Annotated in this window: 16 protein-coding genes; 7 read left to right on the forward strand and 9 right to left on the reverse strand. The window is 70.6% G+C overall.

All coding sequences use genetic code 11. The annotated features are described in order from the left end of the window. The first annotated feature begins 51 nt into the window (after nucleotides 1-51). Together DFQ59_RS17355 and DFQ59_RS17360 are read left to right on the forward strand one after the other, a co-directional pair. Nucleotides 52-984: an ATP-binding cassette domain-containing protein gene (locus tag DFQ59_RS17355; protein WP_114280996.1), complete on the forward strand. Its 933-nt coding sequence runs from the start codon at nucleotides 52-54 to the stop codon at nucleotides 982-984. Then, nucleotides 984-1,763 (forward strand): ABC transporter permease, encoded by a 780-nt coding sequence (locus DFQ59_RS17360; protein WP_114280997.1) that lies wholly within the window; start codon nucleotides 984-986, stop codon nucleotides 1,761-1,763. Before DFQ59_RS17355 ends, DFQ59_RS17360 begins: the two co-directional genes overlap by 1 nt. Nucleotides 1,764-1,789: 26 nt before the next feature. Here the strand turns inward: DFQ59_RS17360 and ptsP are convergent, their stop codons facing one another. Together ptsP and DFQ59_RS17370 are read right to left on the reverse strand one after the other, a co-directional pair. Beyond that, nucleotides 1,790-4,060 (reverse strand): phosphoenolpyruvate--protein phosphotransferase, encoded by a 2,271-nt coding sequence (gene ptsP, locus DFQ59_RS17365; RefSeq protein ID WP_114280998.1) that lies wholly within the window; start codon nucleotides 4,058-4,060, stop codon nucleotides 1,790-1,792. A 49-nt stretch (nucleotides 4,061-4,109) separates the two neighbouring features. Next, nucleotides 4,110-4,634 carry an RNA pyrophosphohydrolase gene (locus tag DFQ59_RS17370; RefSeq protein ID WP_114280999.1) on the reverse strand — a complete coding sequence of 175 codons (525 nt, stop codon included), beginning with the start codon at nucleotides 4,632-4,634 and terminating at the stop codon, nucleotides 4,110-4,112. Nucleotides 4,635-4,771: 137 nt separating this feature from the next. Between DFQ59_RS17370 and DFQ59_RS17375 the strand changes: the two genes are divergently transcribed. The 5 genes from DFQ59_RS17375 to DFQ59_RS17395 all read left to right on the forward strand — a co-directional run bounded on the left by DFQ59_RS17375 (nucleotide 4,772) and on the right by DFQ59_RS17395 (nucleotide 11,112). Further along, nucleotides 4,772-5,467 carry a histidinol-phosphatase gene (locus tag DFQ59_RS17375; RefSeq protein WP_114281000.1) on the forward strand — a complete coding sequence of 232 codons (696 nt, stop codon included), beginning with the start codon at nucleotides 4,772-4,774 and terminating at the stop codon, nucleotides 5,465-5,467. A gap of 16 nt (nucleotides 5,468-5,483) precedes the next feature. Next, nucleotides 5,484-6,485 (forward strand): FecCD family ABC transporter permease, encoded by a 1,002-nt coding sequence (locus tag DFQ59_RS17380; RefSeq protein WP_114281001.1) that lies wholly within the window; start codon nucleotides 5,484-5,486, stop codon nucleotides 6,483-6,485. Next, entirely contained in the window at nucleotides 6,482-7,252 is a 771-nt protein-coding gene (locus tag DFQ59_RS17385; protein ID WP_114281002.1) for an ABC transporter ATP-binding protein, read from the forward strand. The genes DFQ59_RS17380 and DFQ59_RS17385 overlap by 4 nt, the downstream gene beginning before the upstream one ends. 291 nt (nucleotides 7,253-7,543) lie before the next feature. After that, nucleotides 7,544-10,351, forward strand: a complete 2,808-nt coding sequence (locus DFQ59_RS17390) for an EAL domain-containing protein (protein ID WP_114281003.1) — start codon at nucleotides 7,544-7,546, stop codon at nucleotides 10,349-10,351. A gap of 281 nt (nucleotides 10,352-10,632) precedes the next feature. Next, on the forward strand, nucleotides 10,633-11,112 hold the full coding sequence (locus DFQ59_RS17395) for a hypothetical protein (protein ID WP_114281004.1): 480 nt from the start codon (nucleotides 10,633-10,635) through the stop codon (nucleotides 11,110-11,112). Nucleotides 11,113-11,161: 49 nt separating this feature from the next. Here the strand turns inward: DFQ59_RS17395 and DFQ59_RS17400 are convergent, their stop codons facing one another. The 7 genes from DFQ59_RS17400 to DFQ59_RS17430 all read right to left on the reverse strand — a co-directional run bounded on the left by DFQ59_RS17400 (nucleotide 11,162) and on the right by DFQ59_RS17430 (nucleotide 19,755). Beyond that, the gene (locus tag DFQ59_RS17400) at nucleotides 11,162-11,800 is read right to left on the reverse strand and encodes a ferritin family protein (protein ID WP_114281005.1); all 639 of its coding nucleotides are present in this window, start codon (nucleotides 11,798-11,800) and stop codon (nucleotides 11,162-11,164) included. 243 nt (nucleotides 11,801-12,043) lie between these two features. Next, entirely contained in the window at nucleotides 12,044-13,240 is a 1,197-nt protein-coding gene (locus DFQ59_RS17405; RefSeq protein ID WP_342768457.1) for a class I SAM-dependent rRNA methyltransferase, read from the reverse strand. Between the two features lie 10 nt (nucleotides 13,241-13,250). Further along, nucleotides 13,251-14,291, reverse strand: coding sequence for a glycosyltransferase family 2 protein (locus tag DFQ59_RS17410; RefSeq protein ID WP_281268265.1), 1,041 nt, complete (start codon nucleotides 14,289-14,291; stop codon nucleotides 13,251-13,253). 54 nt (nucleotides 14,292-14,345) lie between these two features. Beyond that, the gene (locus DFQ59_RS17415; RefSeq protein WP_114281007.1) at nucleotides 14,346-15,149 is read right to left on the reverse strand and encodes a phosphatase PAP2 family protein; all 804 of its coding nucleotides are present in this window, start codon (nucleotides 15,147-15,149) and stop codon (nucleotides 14,346-14,348) included. Beyond that, complete coding sequence (locus DFQ59_RS17420) at nucleotides 15,146-16,711, reverse strand: ArnT family glycosyltransferase (RefSeq protein ID WP_245937309.1); 1,566 nt, start codon at nucleotides 16,709-16,711, stop codon at nucleotides 15,146-15,148. The genes DFQ59_RS17415 and DFQ59_RS17420 overlap by 4 nt, the downstream gene beginning before the upstream one ends. A 13-nt stretch (nucleotides 16,712-16,724) precedes the next feature. Next, nucleotides 16,725-18,848, reverse strand: coding sequence for a glycosyltransferase family 39 protein (locus DFQ59_RS17425; protein ID WP_114281008.1), 2,124 nt, complete (start codon nucleotides 18,846-18,848; stop codon nucleotides 16,725-16,727). Further along, nucleotides 18,838-19,755, reverse strand: coding sequence for a lysylphosphatidylglycerol synthase transmembrane domain-containing protein (locus DFQ59_RS17430; RefSeq protein ID WP_245937310.1), 918 nt, complete (start codon nucleotides 19,753-19,755; stop codon nucleotides 18,838-18,840). Before DFQ59_RS17430 ends, DFQ59_RS17425 begins: the two co-directional genes overlap by 11 nt. Nucleotides 19,756-19,946 lie beyond the last annotated feature (191 nt).

Raw genomic sequence — 19,946 nt, forward strand, 5'->3', positions numbered from 1 at the left:
GCGGGATGTTTCCGCGGGATGCCGGCCGGAGGATGGATCGGAAATGAACCCATGCCCGCACAGCTGATGGAATCGACCCCGGAGCCGGTGGTCCGGGCAACCGGCCTGGTGAAGCGCTACGGCGACCGCAACGCCGTCGACGGGGTGGACCTGGAGATCCGCCGCGGGCGCTGTTTCGGCTTTCTCGGCCCCAACGGCGCCGGCAAGACCACCACCCTGCGCATGCTGCTGGGCCTCACGCCGCCCGACGGCGGCACCCTGACGGTCTTCGGCCGCCCGGTGCCGGCGCAGGCCCGCGCGGTGCGCGCCCGGGTGGGCGTGGTGCCCCAGCTGGACAACCTGGATCCGGACTTCACCGTGGCCGAGAACCTGCGCATGTACGCCAGCTACTTCGGCCTGCCCGCCGACCCGCGGCGCATCGCCGCGCTGCTCGACTTCGCGGCGCTCGCGGAACGGGGCGGCGCCCGGACCGAGACCCTGTCGGGAGGCATGAAGCGGCGCCTGACCATCGCCCGCGCCCTGGTCAACGATCCGGAGCTGGTGGTGCTCGACGAGCCCACCACCGGGCTCGATCCCCAGGCCCGCCACGTCATCTGGGGCCGGCTGGCGGACCTGCGCGCCCGCGGCACCACGCTGATCCTCACCACCCACTACATGGAGGAGGCCGAGCGGCTCTGCGACGAGCTGGTGATCATGGATCACGGCCGCATCCTCGACCAGGGCTCGCCGCGGGCGCTCATCGCCCGGCACGTGGAGCCGGAGGTGGTGGAGGTGCGCAGCGAGAGCGGCGCGCTGCTGGTGGAGCACGACGCCCCCGCGGGCTGCCGGCTGGAGCGCATGGGCACCAGCCTCTACTGCTACACCCGGGAGCCGGCGCCGCTCATCGAGCGGCTGCAGGCGGCCCCCGGCGTCATCTTCCTGCACCGGCCCGCCGGGCTGGAGGATGTCTTCCTCCGCCTGACCGGGCGGGAGCTGCGCGACTGATGGCGCCCTGGAGCCCCCCCCGGCTGCGGCGCGGCGCCTTCGCCGTCTGGCGCCGCAATCTGCTGGTGTGGCGCAAGCTCATCGGCCCCGCCATCGTGATGAACTTCGGCGAGCCCGCCCTCTACCTGCTCGGGCTCGGCTACGGCCTCGGCTTCTTCGTCGGCCAGGTGAACGAACTGCCCTACCTGGCCTTCCTGGCCTCGGGCATCGTGGCCTCCTCGGCCATGACCACCGCCGCCTTCGAGGGCATGTATTCGGTCTACACCCGGATGGTGCCCCAGCGCACCTACGAGGCCCTGCTGGCCACGCCGCTGGAGGTGGACGACATCCTCGCCGGGGAGATGCTCTGGTGCGCCACCAAGAGCGTGTTCAGCAGCGCCGCCATCCTGGTGGTGGCGGCCCTGCTCGGGGTGGTGGCGGGCTGGCAGGCCCTGTGGGTCCTGCCGGTGGTGTTCCTGGCCGGGATGTGCTTCGCCGGGCCGGCGATGATGATGAGCGCCGTGTCCACCAGCTACGACTTCTTCAACTACTTCTTCGTGCTGGTGATCACGCCCATGTACCTGCTGTGCGGGGTGTTCTACCCGGTGGAGACGCTGCCCCGGGCGCTGCAGGGCTTCATCCAGTTCCTGCCGCTGACCCACGCGGTGGCCCTCGCCCGGCCGCTGGTCACCGGCCTGCCGCTGGATGGGGTGCCGTTGCACCTGGCGGTGCTGGCCGCCTACGCCGCGGTGAGCTACTACCTGGCCGTGGTGCTGGTGCGCAGGCGGCTGCTGGTCTGAGCGGGGCGCTGGCCGGCGGCCGCCGGTCAGCTCTTCAGGCCGAGCGGGTTGAGCAGCCCCTCGGCTTCGAGGAGGGCGCCGACATGGGCGCGCACGGCCTTGCCGTTGTCGAACTCGAGCACCTCGAGGGCCAGCTCGCGGGCCCGGTCGAGGGTGATGTTGCGGATTGCCCACTTCACCAGCGGCACGCTCGGCACGCCCATGCTCAGGGTGTCGAAACCGAGCCCCATGAGAATCACCGCGGCCACCGGATCACCGGCCATCTCGCCGCAGATGCTCACCGGCTTACCCTCCGCGTGGGCGCCGTCCACCACCTGTTTCAGCGCGTGCAGCACGCCGGGATGAAGGGTGTTGAACAGCCCGGCGACCCGGGCGTTGTTGCGATCCACGGCCAGCAGGTACTGGGTCAGGTCGTTGGAGCCCACGGAGAGGAAATCCACCCGCCGCGCCAGGGCCCGGATTTGGTACACCGCCGAAGGCACCTCCACCATCACGCCCACCCGGGGCATGGCGATGGAGGGACCCTCCTCCTCCAGGACCTCGGCATAGGCCCGGTGGATGAGCTGCAGCGACTCATCCACCTCGTCCACGCCGCTGATCATCGGCAGCAGGATCTGCAGGTTGCCGAGGCCGCTGCTGGCCCGCAGCATGGCGCGCACCTGGACCAGGAATATCTCGGGGTGATCGAGGGTGATGCGGATGCCGCGCCAGCCGAGGAAGGGGTTGTCCTCCACCACCGGGAAGTAGGGCAGCGCCTTGTCCCCGCCCACGTCGAGGGTGCGCATGACCACGGGGCGCGGGGCGAAGCGCTCCAGCACCTCCCGGTAGAGCACCCGCTGCTCGTCCTCGTCCGGGAACCGTTCCCGGATCATGAACGGGATCTCGGTGCGGTAGAGGCCGATGCCCTCCGCACCGCTGTTCAGCGACGGGGTGATGTCGGCCAGCAGGCCCGTGTTCACGAACAGCGGCAGATGGTGCCCGTCGGGGGTCTGGGCGAGCAGGTGGCGCAGGCCGGTGAGCCCCACCTGCAGCTCCTTCTCCTCCCGGGCCAGGCGCTGGTACTCCTCCAGCAGGGTGGCGGAGGGGGCGAGGATGGCGCGCCCCTGGTTGCCGTCCACCACCACCTGCAGCCCCTCGCTGCGGGCCACCTTGAGCTCCTGCAGCCCCATCACCGCCGGCACGCCGAGCGCCCGGGCCAGGATGGCCACGTGGGAGGAGCTCGAACCGTGCACCGAGACGATGCCGGCGAGGCGCTCGGGCGGCACCTCGGCAAGCTCCGAGGCGCTGATCTCCTCGCCCACCAGGATGGTGTCCTGCGGCCAGCTGTCGCGCCTCGGCTCCGACTCCTGCAGGTGCGCCAGGATGCGTCGGCCGATGTCCTTGAGATCCGCGGCCCGCTCGCGCAGGTACTCGTCCTCCAGCCCCTCGAACACCCGCACGTGATCGCGGATGGCGTCGCGCAGGGCCGCCGGCGCCCAGGAACCCGCGCGGATGTAGGCCTCGGTCTTCCCCACCAGGGTATCGCTGCCGAGGATCTGGATGAAGGCGTCGAACAGCACCTGGTCCTCGGGCGGCAGGGAGGGCGAGAGCTGCTTGGAGAGCTGGCGGATCTCCGCCTTGGCCCCCTCCAGCGCCTGGTGGAAGGCCTGGATCTCCATCTCCACGTCCTCGGCGGCCCGATCGGGCACCGCCTCCAGGTCCGCCGGCGGGTAGACCACCACCGCGGTGCCGATGCCGACCCCGGGCGCGCCCGCCACGCCGGTATACCAGTTGCCGGTCAGGCTCGAGCCGGTGCGCCCCAGCTCCTGGATGTCACCGGTGGCCAGGGCGTGGGCTATCACCCCGGCCAGCTGGGCGGACATGGTGATCAGGAACGCCACCTCGCCGCCGTCGAAGCGCCGCCGCTCCTGCTGCTGGACCACCAGCACGCCCAGCACCCGGCGCTGGTGGATGATGGGCACGCCGAGGAAGCTGTTGTAGCGCTCCTCGCCCGTTTCGGGGAAATAGAGATAGCGGGGGTGGGTGGGCGCGTCCTCGAGGTTGACCGGCTCCTCGCGCTGGGCCACGTAGCCCACGAGGCCCTGGTCGAAGGTGAGGCGGACCACGCCCACCGCCTCCTGGCGCAGGCCGTCGGTGGCCATCAGCCGGAGGTCCTTGTGCTCCGGATCCACCAGGTAGACCGAGCAGACATGGGTGTCCATCGCCGCCTTGACGCTGGCGACGATGATGGAGAGCGCTTCGCCGAGATTGCGGGCGGCGTTGACGTCCTGGACGATTCGGCGAAGTGTCTTGAGCATCGGGTGTCCTGTTCAGCGGGCCGCGTAGGGTCGGTCCGTTACCGGTCCTTCAGGCCCGGCGCACCTGGTCGCGTTCCGCCGTGCGTTCGCGCAGCCGCAGCTCGGCGAACAGCGACGGCGCCAGCTCCTGCAGCGCGGCACGGTAGACTTCCCGCTTGAAGGCCACCACCTGGCGCAGGGGATACCAGTAGCTGACCCAGCGCCAGTGATCGAACTCGGGTTTCGCGGTGCAGTCGAAGCGGACCTTGTCCTCGCTCGCCAGCAGCCGCAGCAGGAACCACTTCTGCTTCTGCCCGATGCAGACGGGATCGGCGTTGCGCCGCACGTAGCGGCGTGGCAGGCGGTAGCGCAGCCAGCCGCTGGTGCGGGCGATGATCTGCACGTCCGCCGCGCCCAGGCCGACCTCCTCCTCCAGCTCGCGGAACAGGGTCTCCTCGGGCGACTCCTCCCGCAGCATGCCGCCCTGGGGAAACTGCCAGGCGTTCTGGCCGACGCGGCGAGCCCAGAAGAGCTGCCCCCTGTCGTTGGTCAGGATAATCCCGACGTTTGCCCTGAACCCCTGAGAATCAATCACTTATAAAACACCCGAGCCTTTTCGACCAACCACAATTCTTCCACAACACAGGCCGGGGCGGCAAGCCGCCCCGGTTTTACCTGCAACCCGCGCAACGGTATCCTTACGGATTGGATCGTCCAGGGAGCGAATCCGCCTTGACCCTCGCCATCTTCGACCTCGACAACACCCTCATCGCCGGGGACAGCGACTACCTGTGGGGCCAGTACCTGGTGGAGCGGGGCATCGTCGACGGCGATGCCTATGCGCGCGAGAACCAGCGCTTCTACGACGAGTACGTGCGCGGGGTGCTCGACATCCACGAATTCCTGCGCTTCTCCCTGCGGCCGCTGGCGGAAAACCCGCGCCCACGCCTGCTGGAGTGGCGCGAGGAGTTCATGGCGGAGAAGATCCGTCCCATCCTGCTGCCCAGGGCCCGGGCGCTGCTCGAAAGCCACCGGCAGCGGGGCCACTACCTCCTGATCATCACCGCCACCAACCACTTCGTCACCGAACCCATCGCCGCCGAGTTCGGGGTGGATCACCTGATCGCCACCGATCCGGAGCTGGTGGACGGCCGCTACACCGGCGAGGTGGCGGGGATTCCCAGCTTCCGCGAGGGCAAGGTCCAGCGCCTGACCCGCTGGCTGGAGCAGACCGGCCGCAACCTGGCCGGCAGCCACTTCTACAGCGACTCCCACAACGACCTGCCGCTGCTGGAGCTGGTCTCCAGCCCGGTGGCGGTGGACCCGGACGAGACCCTGCGCCAGCACGCGGAGTTCCGCGGCTGGCCCGTCATCAGCCTGCGCGACCGCCCGGCGCCGGTGGACGAGGAGGCGGAGGCCTACGCTTGAAGCGCGGCCCCCGGCGATGCTGACCCGCCCCCCCTCCTCGCCGCGCCGCGCGGGACGCCTCCTGATCCTGTTGCTGCTGCCCGCCGTTCCCGCCAGCCTCGCCCTGGCATTGGTCTCCGGCAGCCTGGATGCCGGCTGGCCGACCCTGCTCACCCTCGCCACGGGCGGCGATGGGGGCCTGCCGGGACAGGTCGTCCTGGAGCTGCGCCTGCCCCGCGCCCTGGCCGCCTTCGCCACCGGCGGCCTGCTGGCGCTGGCCGGCACCCTGATGCAGGTGCTGCTGCGCAACCCCCTCGCCGATCCCTATGTCCTCGGGGTCTCCGGCGGCGCCGCGGTGGCCGCCCTGGGCGCCATGATCGCGGGGGCGGCCGCGGTCTGGCTGCCCCTGGCCGGCTTCGCCGGCGCCCTGCTCTCCACCTTCCTGGTGTTCGGTCTGGCCCGGGGCGAGGGCAGCTGGACCGGCACCCGGCTGCTGCTCACCGGCGTGGTGGTGGCCGCGGGCTGGGGCGCCCTCATCAGCCTCCTGCTGAGCCTCGGTCCGACCGCGCAGCTGCGGGGCATGCTGTTCTGGCTCATGGGCGACCTGGCCCACGCCGGCCATGCGGGGCTCGGCTTCACGGTGCTCGGCCTGGGCCTCGCCCTCACCCTGCCCCTGGCCCGCCAGCTCAATCTCCTCGCCCGCGGCGACCTCCAGGCCGGGGCCCTGGGCGTGGCGGTCCAGCCCCTGCGCCTGCGCCTCTATGTCCTCGCCTCCCTGCTCACCGCCGGCGCCGTGGCGCTGGCCGGGAGCGTGGGTTTCGTCGGCCTGGTGGTCCCCCACCTGCTGCGGCTGCTGGGGGCCACCGACCACCGCGTCCTCATGCCCGCCGCGGTGCTGCTGGGCGGCGTCCTGCTGACCCTGGCCGACACCCTGGCCCGCACCGTGATCGCGCCCCAGCAGCTGCCGGTGGGCGTGGTGACGGCCCTGGTGGGCGTGCCCGTGTTCCTCTACCTGCTGCGCCGGGAGTCCCGCCGGTGAGCGCCCTGCTGGAGACCGCCGGGCTCACGGTGGAGGTGGGCGGGGTGCGGGTCTGCGCCGGGCTGGAACTGGCCGTTGCACCGGGCCAGTGCTGGGGCATCCTGGGGCGCAACGGCACCGGCAAGACCACCCTGCTCCACACCCTGGCGGGCCTGCGGCCGCCGGCGGCCGGCCGGATCCGCCTGGACGGCCGCGCGCTCCCCGGTCTCGAACGCCGGACCGTGGCCCGGCGGCTGGGGATCCTGCTGCAGGATTACGTCGACGCCTTTCCCTCCACCGTCCTCGAAACGGCCCTCACCGGCCGCCACCCCCATCTCGGGCCGTGGGAATGGGAAGGGCCGGCGGATCTCGCCGCCGCCCGCGCCGCCCTGGGCCGGGTGGGGCTCGGGGCGTTCGAATCGCGCCCGGTGCAGACCCTCTCGGGCGGCGAGCGCCGCAGGCTCGCCATCGCCACCCTGCTGACCCAGGACCCGGCGCTCTATCTCCTCGACGAGCCCACCAACCACCTGGATCTCAACCACCAGGTCTCGGTGCTGGAGGAGCTTTCACGCACCCTGCGCCGCGGCGGGCGGGCGGCACTGATGGTGCTGCACGATCCGAACCTGGCGGCGCGCTTCTGCGATCGTCTGCTGCTGCTCCACGGGGAGGGGGTGACCCAGGCCGGCCCCGCCACGGACCTGCTCACCGCCGCCAACCTCGAGCGCCTCTACCGCCACCCCATGCGCGCCATCCCGACGCCCTCCGGCACGGCATGGCTGCCGGGCTGAATTCGGCGACCAAGGCTCGACACGGCCTGTGGGCCGCTCCGCTCGGAAACTCTCCAGCGGGAACACTCCGCCCTTCCGTGAGCAAGCTCCGCAACGGCTCTTCAGCCATCACCCGGCCGTGGGAACCTGGTGCGGATTTCGCGATTCCCCGGCAATTGACAGCCCCGGGGCGGCAAACCATAGTAACTTCATAAGATTTTTAGGCGACCATGGTCGGCGGGCCGCGTTGCCAGCCCTGCGCCGATAGGGCACGACACAATTACAACAACGGCCATATGGGGTAGGCAAAGGATGGGGCAAGGGGACGAACCCGGGAGACACGGCGGCCGGAACGAGCTGAAGATCGTCCAGGGCGTGACCCTGTTGCTGGCCCTGGTGGTCACGGTCTACGCCACACTGGGAACCTGGGAAACCTACCGCCTGAACGCCGCGCTGCATCGTGCGGAAATCGGCACCAACATCCTCTACGCGGTACTGCAGACGGGGCCCTCCTTCGCCCTGGAGCGGGGCTGGACCTCGGTCTACATGGGTCGTCCGCTGGAGAAACGGACAACCGCCCTGGAGCACCTGGAGCGGCTGCGGCAGGCGGCCGACCTCCGCTGGCAGTGCCTGCTGACCGGACTCGACCGAACCGCCGGGCCCCTGCTGCGGTCCGCGCCGGTCCGCACCGCCTACACCCGCCTGGTCGAGGCCCGCATGGGCCTCGACCTGATGCGCAAGCGGGCCGACAAGGCCCTCGCAAGCGACGGTCCCACCCTTGGGCTCGACGAAGTATTCCTTCCCATCTCGAACTTCAACGCCGCCCTCTGGGAACTGGCCCAGGCCATCTACACCAGCACCGACGGGGGGCGCCTGCTGGAGCTTCGCGACTACCGGCTGAGCTCGCTCGCCTGGCGGCTCGCCGAGTTCACCGGCCAGAGCCGGGCCATCGTCGGCTATTTCCTCAGTGCGGAGATGCCCCTCGACAACCACGCCCATGACCGGCTCCAGGGCACCTTTGCACTGGCTGAAGAGGCGCTGGATGAACTCACCGGACTCGAACACGCCGGCCTCACCGAGACCGCCATCAGCAGAAACATGCAGCAGATCGGCCTGATGATGGGGCGCGGATTCTCGTCACGGCTGGAGGCGATCCTCGGCACCCCGCCCGATACCGTTCCCGACGGTGACGCGGAGACGTGGATGAGCACCGCCACCACCGCCGTCAATGCCGTGGTCGGGCTGTCCGATACGCTGATCGCAGCCACCCGGGAGCGCAGTGTCCACACCCTGGGCGGCAGTGACCGGATTTTCATCTTCAACGGCCTGCTGCTGCTGGCCGTGGGCCTCCTGACCCCTCTCAGCCTGGTCCGGTCGCGACGCTCGGCGACGCTGCTGTTCGAGAGGAAGGAACTGGCGGAGGTGACCCTGCGCTCCATCGGCGACGGGGTCATCACCACCGACGCGGAGATGCGCATCGAGCACCTCAATCCCATCGCCGAGCAGCTCACGGGCTGGAGCGCCCGGGAGGCCCGCGGCCAGCCCCTGGACCAGGTGTTCCGCATCCTCAACCGCTACACCCGCGAGGCACTGCCCACGCCGGTGCAGCGCTGCCTCGCCTCCCGCAAGATCGTCGGGCTGAGCAGCGACACCCTGCTCCTGCGCCGGGACGGCACCGAGGTCATCATCCAGGACTCCGCCGCCCCCATCCGCGACAACCGGGGCCGCATCGTGGGCGCGGTCATGGTCTTCTACGACGTGCTCCACCCCTGGACCGGCGAGCACCTGCTCTCCTACCACGCCACCCACGACCCGGTCACCGCGCTCGCCAACCGCTGGGAGTTCGAGCGCCACCTGCTCCAGGCGGTGGGCGAGACACAGGACGGGGACGCCCAGCACGCCCTCTGCTACCTGGACGTGGACCAGTTCAAGGTCGTCAACGACACCTGCGGCCACGCCGAGGGCGACGACCTGCTGCGCCGCCTCAGCAGCCACCTCAAGGGGGGCCTGCCGCCCGGCGCATTCCTCGCCCGGCTCGGCGGCGACGAGTTCGGCCTGCTGCTGCGCGACTGCCCCCTGGAGGAGGCGGTGAAAACCGCCGATGGCCTGCGGGAGGCCGCGATCCTGTTCCGCTTTCCCTGCGCCCACGGCCAGGGCGTGCACCGGGTCAGCCTCAGCATCGGCGTGGTGCCCGTCACCCGCGACAGCCCCAGCCCGGCGGAACTGCTCTCCCAGGCCGACGCCGCCTGCTATGCCGCCAAGGACAAGGGCCGCAACCGGGTCCAGGTCTTCGTGCCCGGGGACCGGGAGATGTCGGTCCTGCACGGCGAAATGCGCTGGGTGACCCTCCTGCAGGAGGCCCTCGAGCACGACCGGCTCGAACTCCACTGCCAGGAGATCCGCCCGCTGGCCGCCGGCCGCCCGGGCTATTGCGAAGTCCTGGTCCGCATGCAGGGCGAGGCGCCCGGGCAGCAGCCCATTCCGCCCGGCCACTTCATCCCCGCCGCGGAGCGCTACAACCTGATGCCCGGCCTCGACCGCTGGGTCATCGAGCACACCTTCCGGGTACTTGCGGATCCCCGCCTGCGGGCACTGGCTCCGAATCAGCCGCTCTGCAGCATCAACCTCTCCGGTGACTCCCTGCGCCGCCACGAGATGATCGATTTCATCATCGACCGGCTGCGCCACCACGCCATCCCGGGCGATCGCGTCTGCTTCGAAATCACTGAGACCTCGGCCATCGGCAGCCTGGAACAGGCGGTGACCTTCATCGAGAGCCTCCGCGCCCAGGGCTGCCACTTCGCCCTGGACGACTTCGGCACCGGGCTGTCCTCCTTCACCTACCTCAAGCGCCTGCCGGTGGACTGCGTGAAGATCGACGGCAGCTTCATCCGCGACCTGCAGCGGGACCCCACCGACCAGGCCATGGTGCGGGCGATCCACGTGGTGGCGCAGGCCATGGGCAAGTACACGGTGGCCGAGTGGGTGGAAGATGCCGGGACCCTGGAGATGCTGCGCGGGATCGGCATCGACTTCGTCCAGGGCTTCCACGTCGACAAGCCCAAGCCCATCGCCGGCTACCTGGATAGCCTGGAACACGGCGCACCCGAGGGCGGCTGAATCATGCCCCAGCCATCGGGACCGGCCCGCGGCGGGAATGCCGGCGGCGCCAGTCCCGCTGAGACGCCGCGACACCCGTTCCGGCCGCTGCGGCGCACCGAAATCAATCCCGCGGCCGACATCCACAATAGATGTATATGATATACATCAAATATATAAGCTGATGTATTTATTGTGTATTTAATTAATCTTCGGTTAAGGTTCCAGCAGCTAGGGTGCAACTTCCAATGTCTTGACCGGCGCGTACCCCATGCGCCGAATCACTGCCCGGAGGACACCCAATGCACAACCGACTCACCCCGCTCCTGCTCGCAGGACTCCTGATTGCACCGGCCGCCTGGGCCGCCCAGGGCCACGAACACGAACACGGCGGCGCGCCGGCGCCGGCCCTCAGCCTGCACCAGGGCGAGCGCTGGCCCACCGACGCGCCCCTGCGCCAGGGAATGGGCGCCATCCTGGCGCTGATCAACGAGCGCCTGCCGCGCATTCACAGCGACGTGGCGACGGAACAGGACTACGGCGAGCTCGCCGACGGGGTGGAGGCGCAGCTGGGCTACATGTTCCAGAACTGCCACCTCGATCCGGCGACCGACGCCACCCTGCACACGGTGCTCACCGACGCCATCGAGGGTGTGCCCGTCATGCGCGGCGAGCGGCCGGACATCTCCCGCCGCGACGGCGCCCTGGGGGTGATACGGACGCTGGAGAACTACGGGAGCTACTTCGACCACCCCGGCTGGAGCGGCCTGGACAGGCACTGACCCGTCGTCAACAGCCCTCTCCGCGACGGGAGCCGTCGCGGAGAGGCGCTCAGGCGGCGTCGGAGTGGAGGCTCTCGCGCAGACGCGCGACCCGCGGGGGAACGGTGGTCTGGTGGCTGCCGGCGAGGCTGAGCAGGTGCGCGAAGAAGCGGGTCTTCGGATCCTCCACCTGTTTCAGCAGGCGGCCGAAGATGGTGTTGACCTCCCCCTCCTCCAGCTTGAGGGTCAGGTCGAGCGCCTGCTCCAGGGACAGCCCCTCGACGTTGCGCTCGATGCGCCGCAGCTTCTGCAGGATCTCGCGCATTTCCGGGTCGCGGACACTGGGAATGAAGGTCAGGGCCGAGTCCTGGCGGACCGTGTACAGGCACAGCATCATCACCTGCCCATGCTGGATCTCCTCGCGCTCGAGCTCCCGGAACAGATCCCGGGCCTCGGCATTGAGGCTGAAGCGTTCCGCGAGCCGGCCGTAGATGCGGGCCACGCGGTACTCGAGCAGGGCGGAGAGCCGGTAGGCGTTGCCCACCCGTCCGGGCATGGGAATGCCGTGGCGCAGGTGCCAGTCGGCCACCGCCTCGAACAGATCGGTCCGGCGCATGAGGATGAGATTGAGGTAGACGCCCACGCCGAACAGGCCGATGATGTCGGCGGCGTTGCGTACGATGAAGTCGCGATCCACCAGGGCTTGCATGATTGACCTCCCGAACCGGGGAATTTCTGTTATATTTAGAACCTGCGCGGCGGAGAGGTCAAAGTAAAGCCGCCGGCCCCCGAAATAAATGACCAATGTCAGTAATATTATTGATTTTGGTCAATTTTTTATTTTTATCCCTCCCTCGATCGCACCTCCCCATCGCCTCCCGTGGCGAGTCCGTTGCCGCCACCGGGAAACGCCGCTGTCCGCGCCGGCGCCGCCCGCCCGTGACCGCCGGTCTCAGGCCGGCAGCACGCGGGTGAAGAAGGCCTTCAGGTACTCGGTCTCGGGAATGGCGGGATGGATGGGGTGGTCGGGCCCCTGGTGCCCCTGCTCCAGGATCTGGAGGTTGCGGTCGAGGTGGCGCGCGGCGCCGAGCAGGGTGTCGCGGAGGGTGTCGCGCTGCAGGTGGAAGGAGCAGGAGCAGGAGACCAGGATGCCGTCCCGGCCCAGCACCTGCATGGCGGCCTGGTTGACGCGGCGGTAGGCCGCGACGCCCTCCTTCACATCCTTGCGGCGCTTGATGAAGGCGGGCGGATCCAGCACCACCACGTCGAACCGCTCGCGCTCCTCGCGCAGGGCCTTCAGCGCCTCGAAGGCGTCGCCCTGCAGGGTCGCCACCCGCTCCGCCACCCCGTTCAGGGCGGCGTTGCCGTGGACCCGCTCGAGGGCGGGCGCCGAGGCGTCCACGCACAGCACCCCGGCCGCGCCCGCCGCGGCGGCCTGCACGCCCCAGCCGCCCAGGTAGCTGAACAGGTCCAGCACCCGCCGGCCGGCGACGTAGCGGGCCAGCCGGGCGCGGTTGTCGCGGTGGTCGTAGAACCAGCCGGTCTTCTGGCCGCCGAGCAGCGGCGCGCGGAAGCGGACGCCGTTCTCCTCCAGCTCCACCTCCTCCGGCACCGGGCCCAGCGCCGGCTCCACGTAGAGATCCAACCCCTCCAGGGTGCGGATGGAAGTGTCGTTGCGGAACAGGATGGCCGCGGGTTTCAGCACCTTCTCCAGCGCTGCCGTCACCGCCTCCCGCTGCCGTTCCATGCCGGCGGTGGTGATCTGCGCCACCAGCACCTCACCGAACCGGTCCACCACCAGCCCCGGCAGTCCGTCGCTCTCGCCGTGGACCAGGCGGTAGAAGGGCCGCCCGAACAGCGCCTCGCGCAGGGCCAGCGCCACCTTCAGCCGGTGCACCAGCAGCGAGGGGCCGAAGGGGTGCTTCGGGTCGCGGCTCACCAGCCGCGCGCCGATGAGCGAGTGGGGATTGGCGTAGCCGGTGCCGAGCGCATGGCCGCGGTAATCCTCGATCACCACCGGTACGCCGGGCTCCAGCGTCTTCAGCGGCGTCGCCTCCACGTCCACCTCGTTGCTGAACACCCACAGGTGGCCGGCCCGCAGGCGCCGCTCCTCGCCGCGCTTCAGGCGCAGGGGATGGAACTCCGTCACGGTCTCCACCTCAGGCCCGCGCCGCGCGGCCGGCGGGCTGCTTCCAGCCCGGCTCCGGCTGCTCGCCCCGCGGCGGGCGCACGGTGTAGGAGCGGGTGGTGCCCGACTCGAAGTAGGTGCGGGTGAGCAGCTCGCTCAGCACGCCGGTGGTGAGGAACTGCACCGCCATCACCACGAACAGGATGCCCACCAGCAGCAGCGGGCGGGTGCCGATATCCTCGCCCAGGAACAGCTTCACCCCCAGCAGCCAGGTGAGCGCGACGCCGCCGATGGCGCCGAACACCAGGCCGATGCGGCCGAAGAAGTGCCCCGGCCGGGCGCGGAAGCGCATGAAGAAGTAGACCGACAGCAGGTCCAGCAGCACCCGGTAGACCCGCGACAGGCCGTACTTCGACTCGCCAAACTTGCGCGCGTGGTGGTTCACCACCATCTCCTTGATGCGCGCCGGCGAGGTCAGGGAGGCCACCCAGGCGGGGATGAAGCGGTGCATCTCGCCGTACAGGCGCACGTCGCGGATGACGTCGCCCCGGAACACCTTCAGGCTGCAGCCGTAGTCGTGCAGGTGCACGCCGGTGATGCGGGCGATGAGGCGGTTGGCGATGCGCGAGGGGACCTTGCGCAGCCACAGGTTGTCCTGGCGGTTCTTGCGCCAGCCGGCCACCATGTCCAGGTCTTCGGCCACCAGCCGCGCCACCATGCGCGGAATGTCCACGGGATCGTTCTGCAGGTCGCCGTCGAGCATGGCCACCACCGTGCCGCGAGCATGATCGATGCCCGCCTGCATGGCCGCCGTCTGGCCGAAGTTGCGCTGCAGGGTCACGACGCGCACGTGGCTGCCGTAGCGCCGCGCCTCGTCCTGGAGGCGCGCGACCGTGGCGTCGGTGCTGCCGTCGTCCACGAGGATCAGCTCCCAGGGTCCGGCGTAGCCGGCCAGCCCCTCGTGCACGCGGGCCAGCAGGGGCACCACGTTGTCCTCCTCGTTGTACATGGGAATGACGATGGACAGGCTCTCGGAGACGGGCGTGTCGGAAGTGGGAGTGTCGGTGGTCACGTCTGCTTGCAAGCCTCTGCTCGATGAATGGAAAACGGTCGCCGGGCGGCCGGATTACTGGAAGTGCCCTGGAGTCGCCGCTCCCCGGCGGGCGAACAGGCGCAGAAGCGGGGGCAGCAGGCAGACGACGGCAATCAGCCGCTGCCAGTTCTCCACGCCGTAGCCGGTCTTCTGTCCCACCAGGAGCGTCGCCGCGCAACCGAGCAGGAGCACCGCGAACAGCGCCTGCGCCCGGCCCGAGAGCCCCCAGGCCCAGCGCCGCGCGATCCAGGTGCCGGCCACGGCGGCCAGCCACCCGCCGCCGGCGCCGGCCAGCACATCCACCGGCCAGTGTACACCAACCACCGACCGCGACAGACCCACCAGCAGGGCCAGCACCGCCAGGGAGCGGGTGTGCCAGCGGCCCGGGAAGTGCAGCGCCACCACGCCGGCCAGGGTGAAGATGGTGGTGGTGTGGCCGGAGGGGAAGGAGCCGGCCTTGAAGGCCGGCCCGATGATGTGCAGCGTCGCCGCGTCCAGCAGCGCCGGCGGGCGCGGCAGGGCCAGCAGGTCCTTCAGCCCGTGCACGTAGAGGGTCGCCAGCACGGCGGCCACCACCGCGGCCCGGATGATGTCGGGGCGCCGGCCGATGAAGGGCGCCAGCAGCGTGAGCGCCACCACCGTGTCGCCGAGCACGGTCAGGGCCGCCCAGACGCTGTCGCCGGTCACGGCGCCCCAGCCGTTGAGGAAGCGGAACAGGGCCAGGTTGTTGTCGCCCATGGCCACGATCAGCAGCGCGGCGGCCGCCAGCAGCGGCACCGCCCAGACCCGGGGATCGCCGAGACGCCCCACCGCCGGAATGTCGTAGTCGAGCCTCATGGCCGCACCCGCGCCAGCGCCACGCCCTGCCGGTCGTAGAGCAGGGTGTAGTCCCCGAGGCGCTCCAGGCGGTGGCTCTTGGTGAGCACCACCTCGCCCGGCCGCGGCTCCCGGCGCGGCACCACCCGCTGCACGTAGACGCTGAAGCTCGGCGTGTTGATGCCCCACATCACCAGGGGGGCGTCGAGCTGGCGGGCCACCGCGGCGGCCTCCCGCACCGGGCGCTGCTGCAGGTCGCCGGCCAGCGGGAACAGCAGCGTCGAATTGGCGAGCGCCAGCACCGCGCCCAGCACCAGCAGCTTCTGCCCCGGCGGCCGCCGCCGCTCGACGGCGAGATAGAGCCCCACCGCGAGCGCCGCGGCGAAGCCGCCGTACCAGGCCGCCCCGGCATACTCGTCCACCGCGCCCAGCGCCGCCCGGTAGTAAGGGTCCTCCACCAGCGGCAGCGCCGCGAGGATGAGCCGCGGCAGGGCCATGAGGAAGCCGAGGTAGAGCAGCCCCGGCAGCAGGGTGAGCCAGCGCGAGCGGAGCCCGTCCAGGTGCAGCGCCATGAGCACCATCAGCCCGGTGTAGCCGTAGTTGAGGTAGTGGGGCAGCTTGGTCCCGGAGAGGGAGAAGAAGACGAACACGAAGGCGAACCAGAGCAGCATGAAGCGCTGCAGGTCGTCGGCCCACACCGCGCGCCAGCGGGCGAACACCCTGAACAGCAGGGCCGTGTGGGGCAGCACCCCCAGCAGCAGGACCGGCAGGTAGTAGAGGAACCCCCCGCCGTGCCCCTCCATGGGCGAGGAGAAGCGGCCCACGTTGTGCTTCATGAAGAAGCCCTGGATGAAGGCGTCGCCCTCCTTCAGGTACTGCGCCAGGTACCAGGGCAGCGCGATGGCCGCGAACAGCAGCAGCCCGCCGGGATGGAACATGGCCCGCAGCCAGCGCCCGGGCTCGCGGCGGCTGAGGCAGTAGAGGAAGGTCACCGCCGCCGGGACCAGCACCGCCACCGGTCCCTTGGCCAGGAAGCCCAGCCCGGCGCAGGCGAAGGCGGCAAGGATCCAGCGCCGCCCCCCCTCGCGCAGGTGCAGGTAGGCGGCCAGCACCGCGGCGGCGAGCAGGACGTTGAGCAGCGCGTCGGCCGTGGCCGCCTTGGCCATGACCGTGATCATCAGCGCCGTGGCGGTCAGTCCGGCGCCGTAGAGGGACTCGCGCGGACCCGCCACCCGGCCCATGAAGGCGCCCACCAGCAGTACCCAGAGGCTCGCCGAGAGCGCCGAGGGCAGGCGGAAGGCGAACTCGTTCACCCCGAAGGCGAGCACCGCCGCGGCCTGCAGCCAGTAGACCAGGATCGGCTTGTCGTAGCGGGGCTCGCCGTTGAGGTAGGTGGAGATGAAATCCCCGCGCTCGAACATCTCGCGTGTGGCCTCGCTGAAGGCCCCCTCGTCGAGGTCGAACAGGGGCACCGAGCCGATGCCCACCCAGAACCCCGCCACCACGGCCAGCAGCACCAGCGCCAGCAGCGCCCGGTGCTCGGCGGCTGCGAGCGGCGGGCTGTGGTTCGATTGCGGGCTCATGGGGGGACCGGGCTCAGTACTTGCCCGGCTCGGGCCAGTCGACGGGCCGGAAATCCTCGCACAGGTAGCCGCGCAGCAGGCGGATCACCCGTCCGTCGGCATCCACCGCGGGCACCACCGGCAGCGCGCTGCAGCGGGCGAAGGCGGCCTCCACCACCGCCGGCAGCTCCGGGTCGTCGCTCACGTAGAGCCCGGTCCGGCCCGCCTCCCGCTGCGGTCCCGGCCACAGGTCGCGCTGGTTGTAGCGCCGATCCCTGTCGCCGGTCTGGTAGACGGGGATCTCCCGCGGCCAGTAGTAGGCGATCCAGGCCCCCATCTTGTAGTCGTCCACCAGCGCGAACCGGGCCGCGGGCGCCTGGGCGGCGAGCCGGGCCACCGGATCGGACCATTCGCGCAGGCGGTGCAGCGGCGCGCGGTCCGCGGGCAGCCCCAGCACCATGGGGAACAGGGCCAGGCCCACGATCGCCACCGACAGCGCCATGCCGCCGGCCAGCACCCGCCGCGCGCCGCGGCCGAGCCCCGGAATGGCGCCCGCGAACAGGGCCAGGAAACCGATATAGACCGGCGCGGCCCAGTTCAGCTGCACCTTCCCGGTGGCCGCCTTGAACAGGAAGAAGGCCAGCCCCGCCAGGGAGACGATCCAGACCAGGCGCCGCGCCGCACCGGCGGGACGCCGCCACAGCACCGTCACCGCCAGCGCCGCCACCAGCGGTGACAGCGCGAGCCACTGCCCGCCGACGAACTCGCCCAGCCTTCCCAGCGACCAGGTGTCCGGCCCCACGTGGCCCAACTCGTGGCGCAGCATCACCCAGTCGTTGGCGGCGTTCCAGACCAGCACCGGGCTCATGAGCACCACCATCAGCGCCAGCCCGTCCCACAGCCGCGGGTCGCGCAGGTGGCGCCAGCGGGCGGGCGAGAGCAGCACCAGCAGCCCGACGATGGCCGGCAGCAGCCCGATGGAGAGCTTGGTCAGCGCCCCCAGGCCCACCGCCGCGCCCAGCTCCAGCCAGGCCCGGGAGCGGCCACCCTCCAGCGCCCGCACCGCCGCCCACAGCCCCCAGGTCCAGAACAGGAACAGAAACACGTCGGTGGTCATCACCAGGCCGAGGGTGAAGTAGAGCGGCGTGGTGAGCCCCAGCAGCACCGCCCACCAGCCCGCGGCGCGGCCGCCGCCCAGGTCGCGGGCCAGGGCGAAGAGCAGCGCCAGCCAGCCGCTGGCGGCGATCCAGGCCGGCAGCCTGGTCTGCCACTCGCCATGGCCGAACAGGCTCTCGCTGGCGAAGATGAGCCACGCCACCAGCGGCCCCTTGGAGTAGTAGCTCCAGTCCAGGTGGCGTGACCACTCCCAGTACTGGGCCTCGTCGAAGTGCATCTCCAGTCCCGCGGCGGCGGCCAGCAGCGCCCGCAGCGCCACCAGCGCCAGCCCCAGCCCCAGCAGCAGCTGCCAGTCGGGACGGGCGGCCAGGCGCGCGGCCCAGGCGGGAGTCCCCCCGCCTGCCGGGGCGGCCATGGGCGGCAGGTCGACGGGTTCGAAGCGGGTCGCCGTCCCGTTGCCCGCCGGGGGTGCCTGCGGCCGCAGGCGCCGGGCGAAGGGCAGGAAGCGCAGCGCCAGCCCGGCCGCCAGCGCCCCCCAGGCCAGGCCGATGCCGGCGCCCGCCAGCACCTGGCTCGGGTAGTGCTTGCCCAGGTAGACCCGGGAGACGGCCACCAGCACGGCGATCACGGCCATGGCCACGGTGAGCCAGCGCGCACGCACGGTCAGGGCAAGGAAGACCGCGGCGGCGAAGAAGTTCAGGGCATGGTTCGAGGGCATGCCCGTCACCGGGGCGTTGCACTGGCGCGGCGCGCCGCCCCCGGGCGGGCGCAGCAGCTCCCAGACCTCGAAGCAGGGCCGGGGCTGCTCGATGAGGTGCTTGAGCAGGTTGCCGATGCCGTCGCCCAGGAGGACGGCGAGAATCAGCAGCCCCCAGAGCTTGACCCCGTCCCGTCCGCGCCAGGCGGCAAGCCCCGCCAGGATGGCCAGCAGCAGCGGGATGGAGAAGGCGCCGCGCTCGGAGACCCAGGCGAACAGGGTGTCCAGCCATGGCTGGGCCCAGTCCTGGTTGATCCAGAGCAGGATCTGCCGGTCAACGCCCATGGCTGCGGCCCATGACCAGGCTGAAGGCGCCCCCGATCAGGGTAACGCCGAGCAGGAACAGGTGCAGGTTCACCGCCGCGCCCAGCGCCGACTCGCCGTCCAGCCCCTGGGGCAGGAGGGCGGCGACGATGCCCGCCTCGTAGGTGCCCGCACCCGCCACGCCGTGGATGGGCAGCACGCTGGTGAGTTCGCCGCCGAACACCCCCAGCACCGCGCCGGGCAGGCTCACGTCCACGAACAGCGCCAGCACCCAGGCGAACACGCCCAGCTTCACCGTCCAGTTCACCATCGTCCAGGACCAGGCCCGGAACAGCATCCCCGAGGATCGGGGCGAGCCCTCCAGCGCCTTGCGCAGCAGCCCCTGCAGCCCGCCCTTGTGCGGGGAGATGCGCCGCAGCAGCCAGTTGTTCAGCAGCCAGGCCCAGCCGGGCACGCTCAGCCACACCAGCGACAGGCCGAGGATGGCCCACGGCGGCAGCCACAGGGCGCCGAGCGCCCACAGCCCCACCAGGGCGATGGTGTGCAGGTCCAGCAGGCGGAACCAGATCAGCGCCGGCACCGAGCGCGCCAGGGGCACGTCGAAGTAGCGCTGCATGAGCACCGGGAAGGCCACCTCGCCGCTGCGGGCCGGCAGCAGGTTGTTGAAGAAGTTGTGCTGCAGCATCAGCTTGAAGGCGAGCGGGAAACGGCCGCGCACCTCCTCGGCGAAAAAGTCGTAGAGGCGCACCGCGCGCAGCCCGTAGGTGCAGATCACCAGCAGCACCGCGGCGGCCATGGGCGGCAAGGGCACGGCGAGCCACGGCTGCAGCAGCCGGCCCCAGCCCACGTACGCCTGCACGGCCACGACGAGGCCGATGAGCAGCAGGAAGGCAGCCAGCCGCTTCAGCTTGAGAGAGGAAATAGCCAACCCTGGAAGGTCCCTGCCGGCCCGGAAGAGAAAGCGTGGAAATCTAGCATCAACGGGGGTTCAACTCAATAAGTCTGGATGAATACTGGGGTTTTTGGGGACAAGGGATGAGGGTTTATGGATACGAGGATAAAGGTGAATGGATAAAGGTAAGAGGGCCGCTCATCCGTGTTCCGTGTTCCGTGTTCCGT

This window comes from Thioalbus denitrificans (genome assembly GCF_003337735.1).
Classification (GTDB): domain Bacteria; phylum Pseudomonadota; class Gammaproteobacteria; order DSM-26407; family DSM-26407; genus Thioalbus; species Thioalbus denitrificans.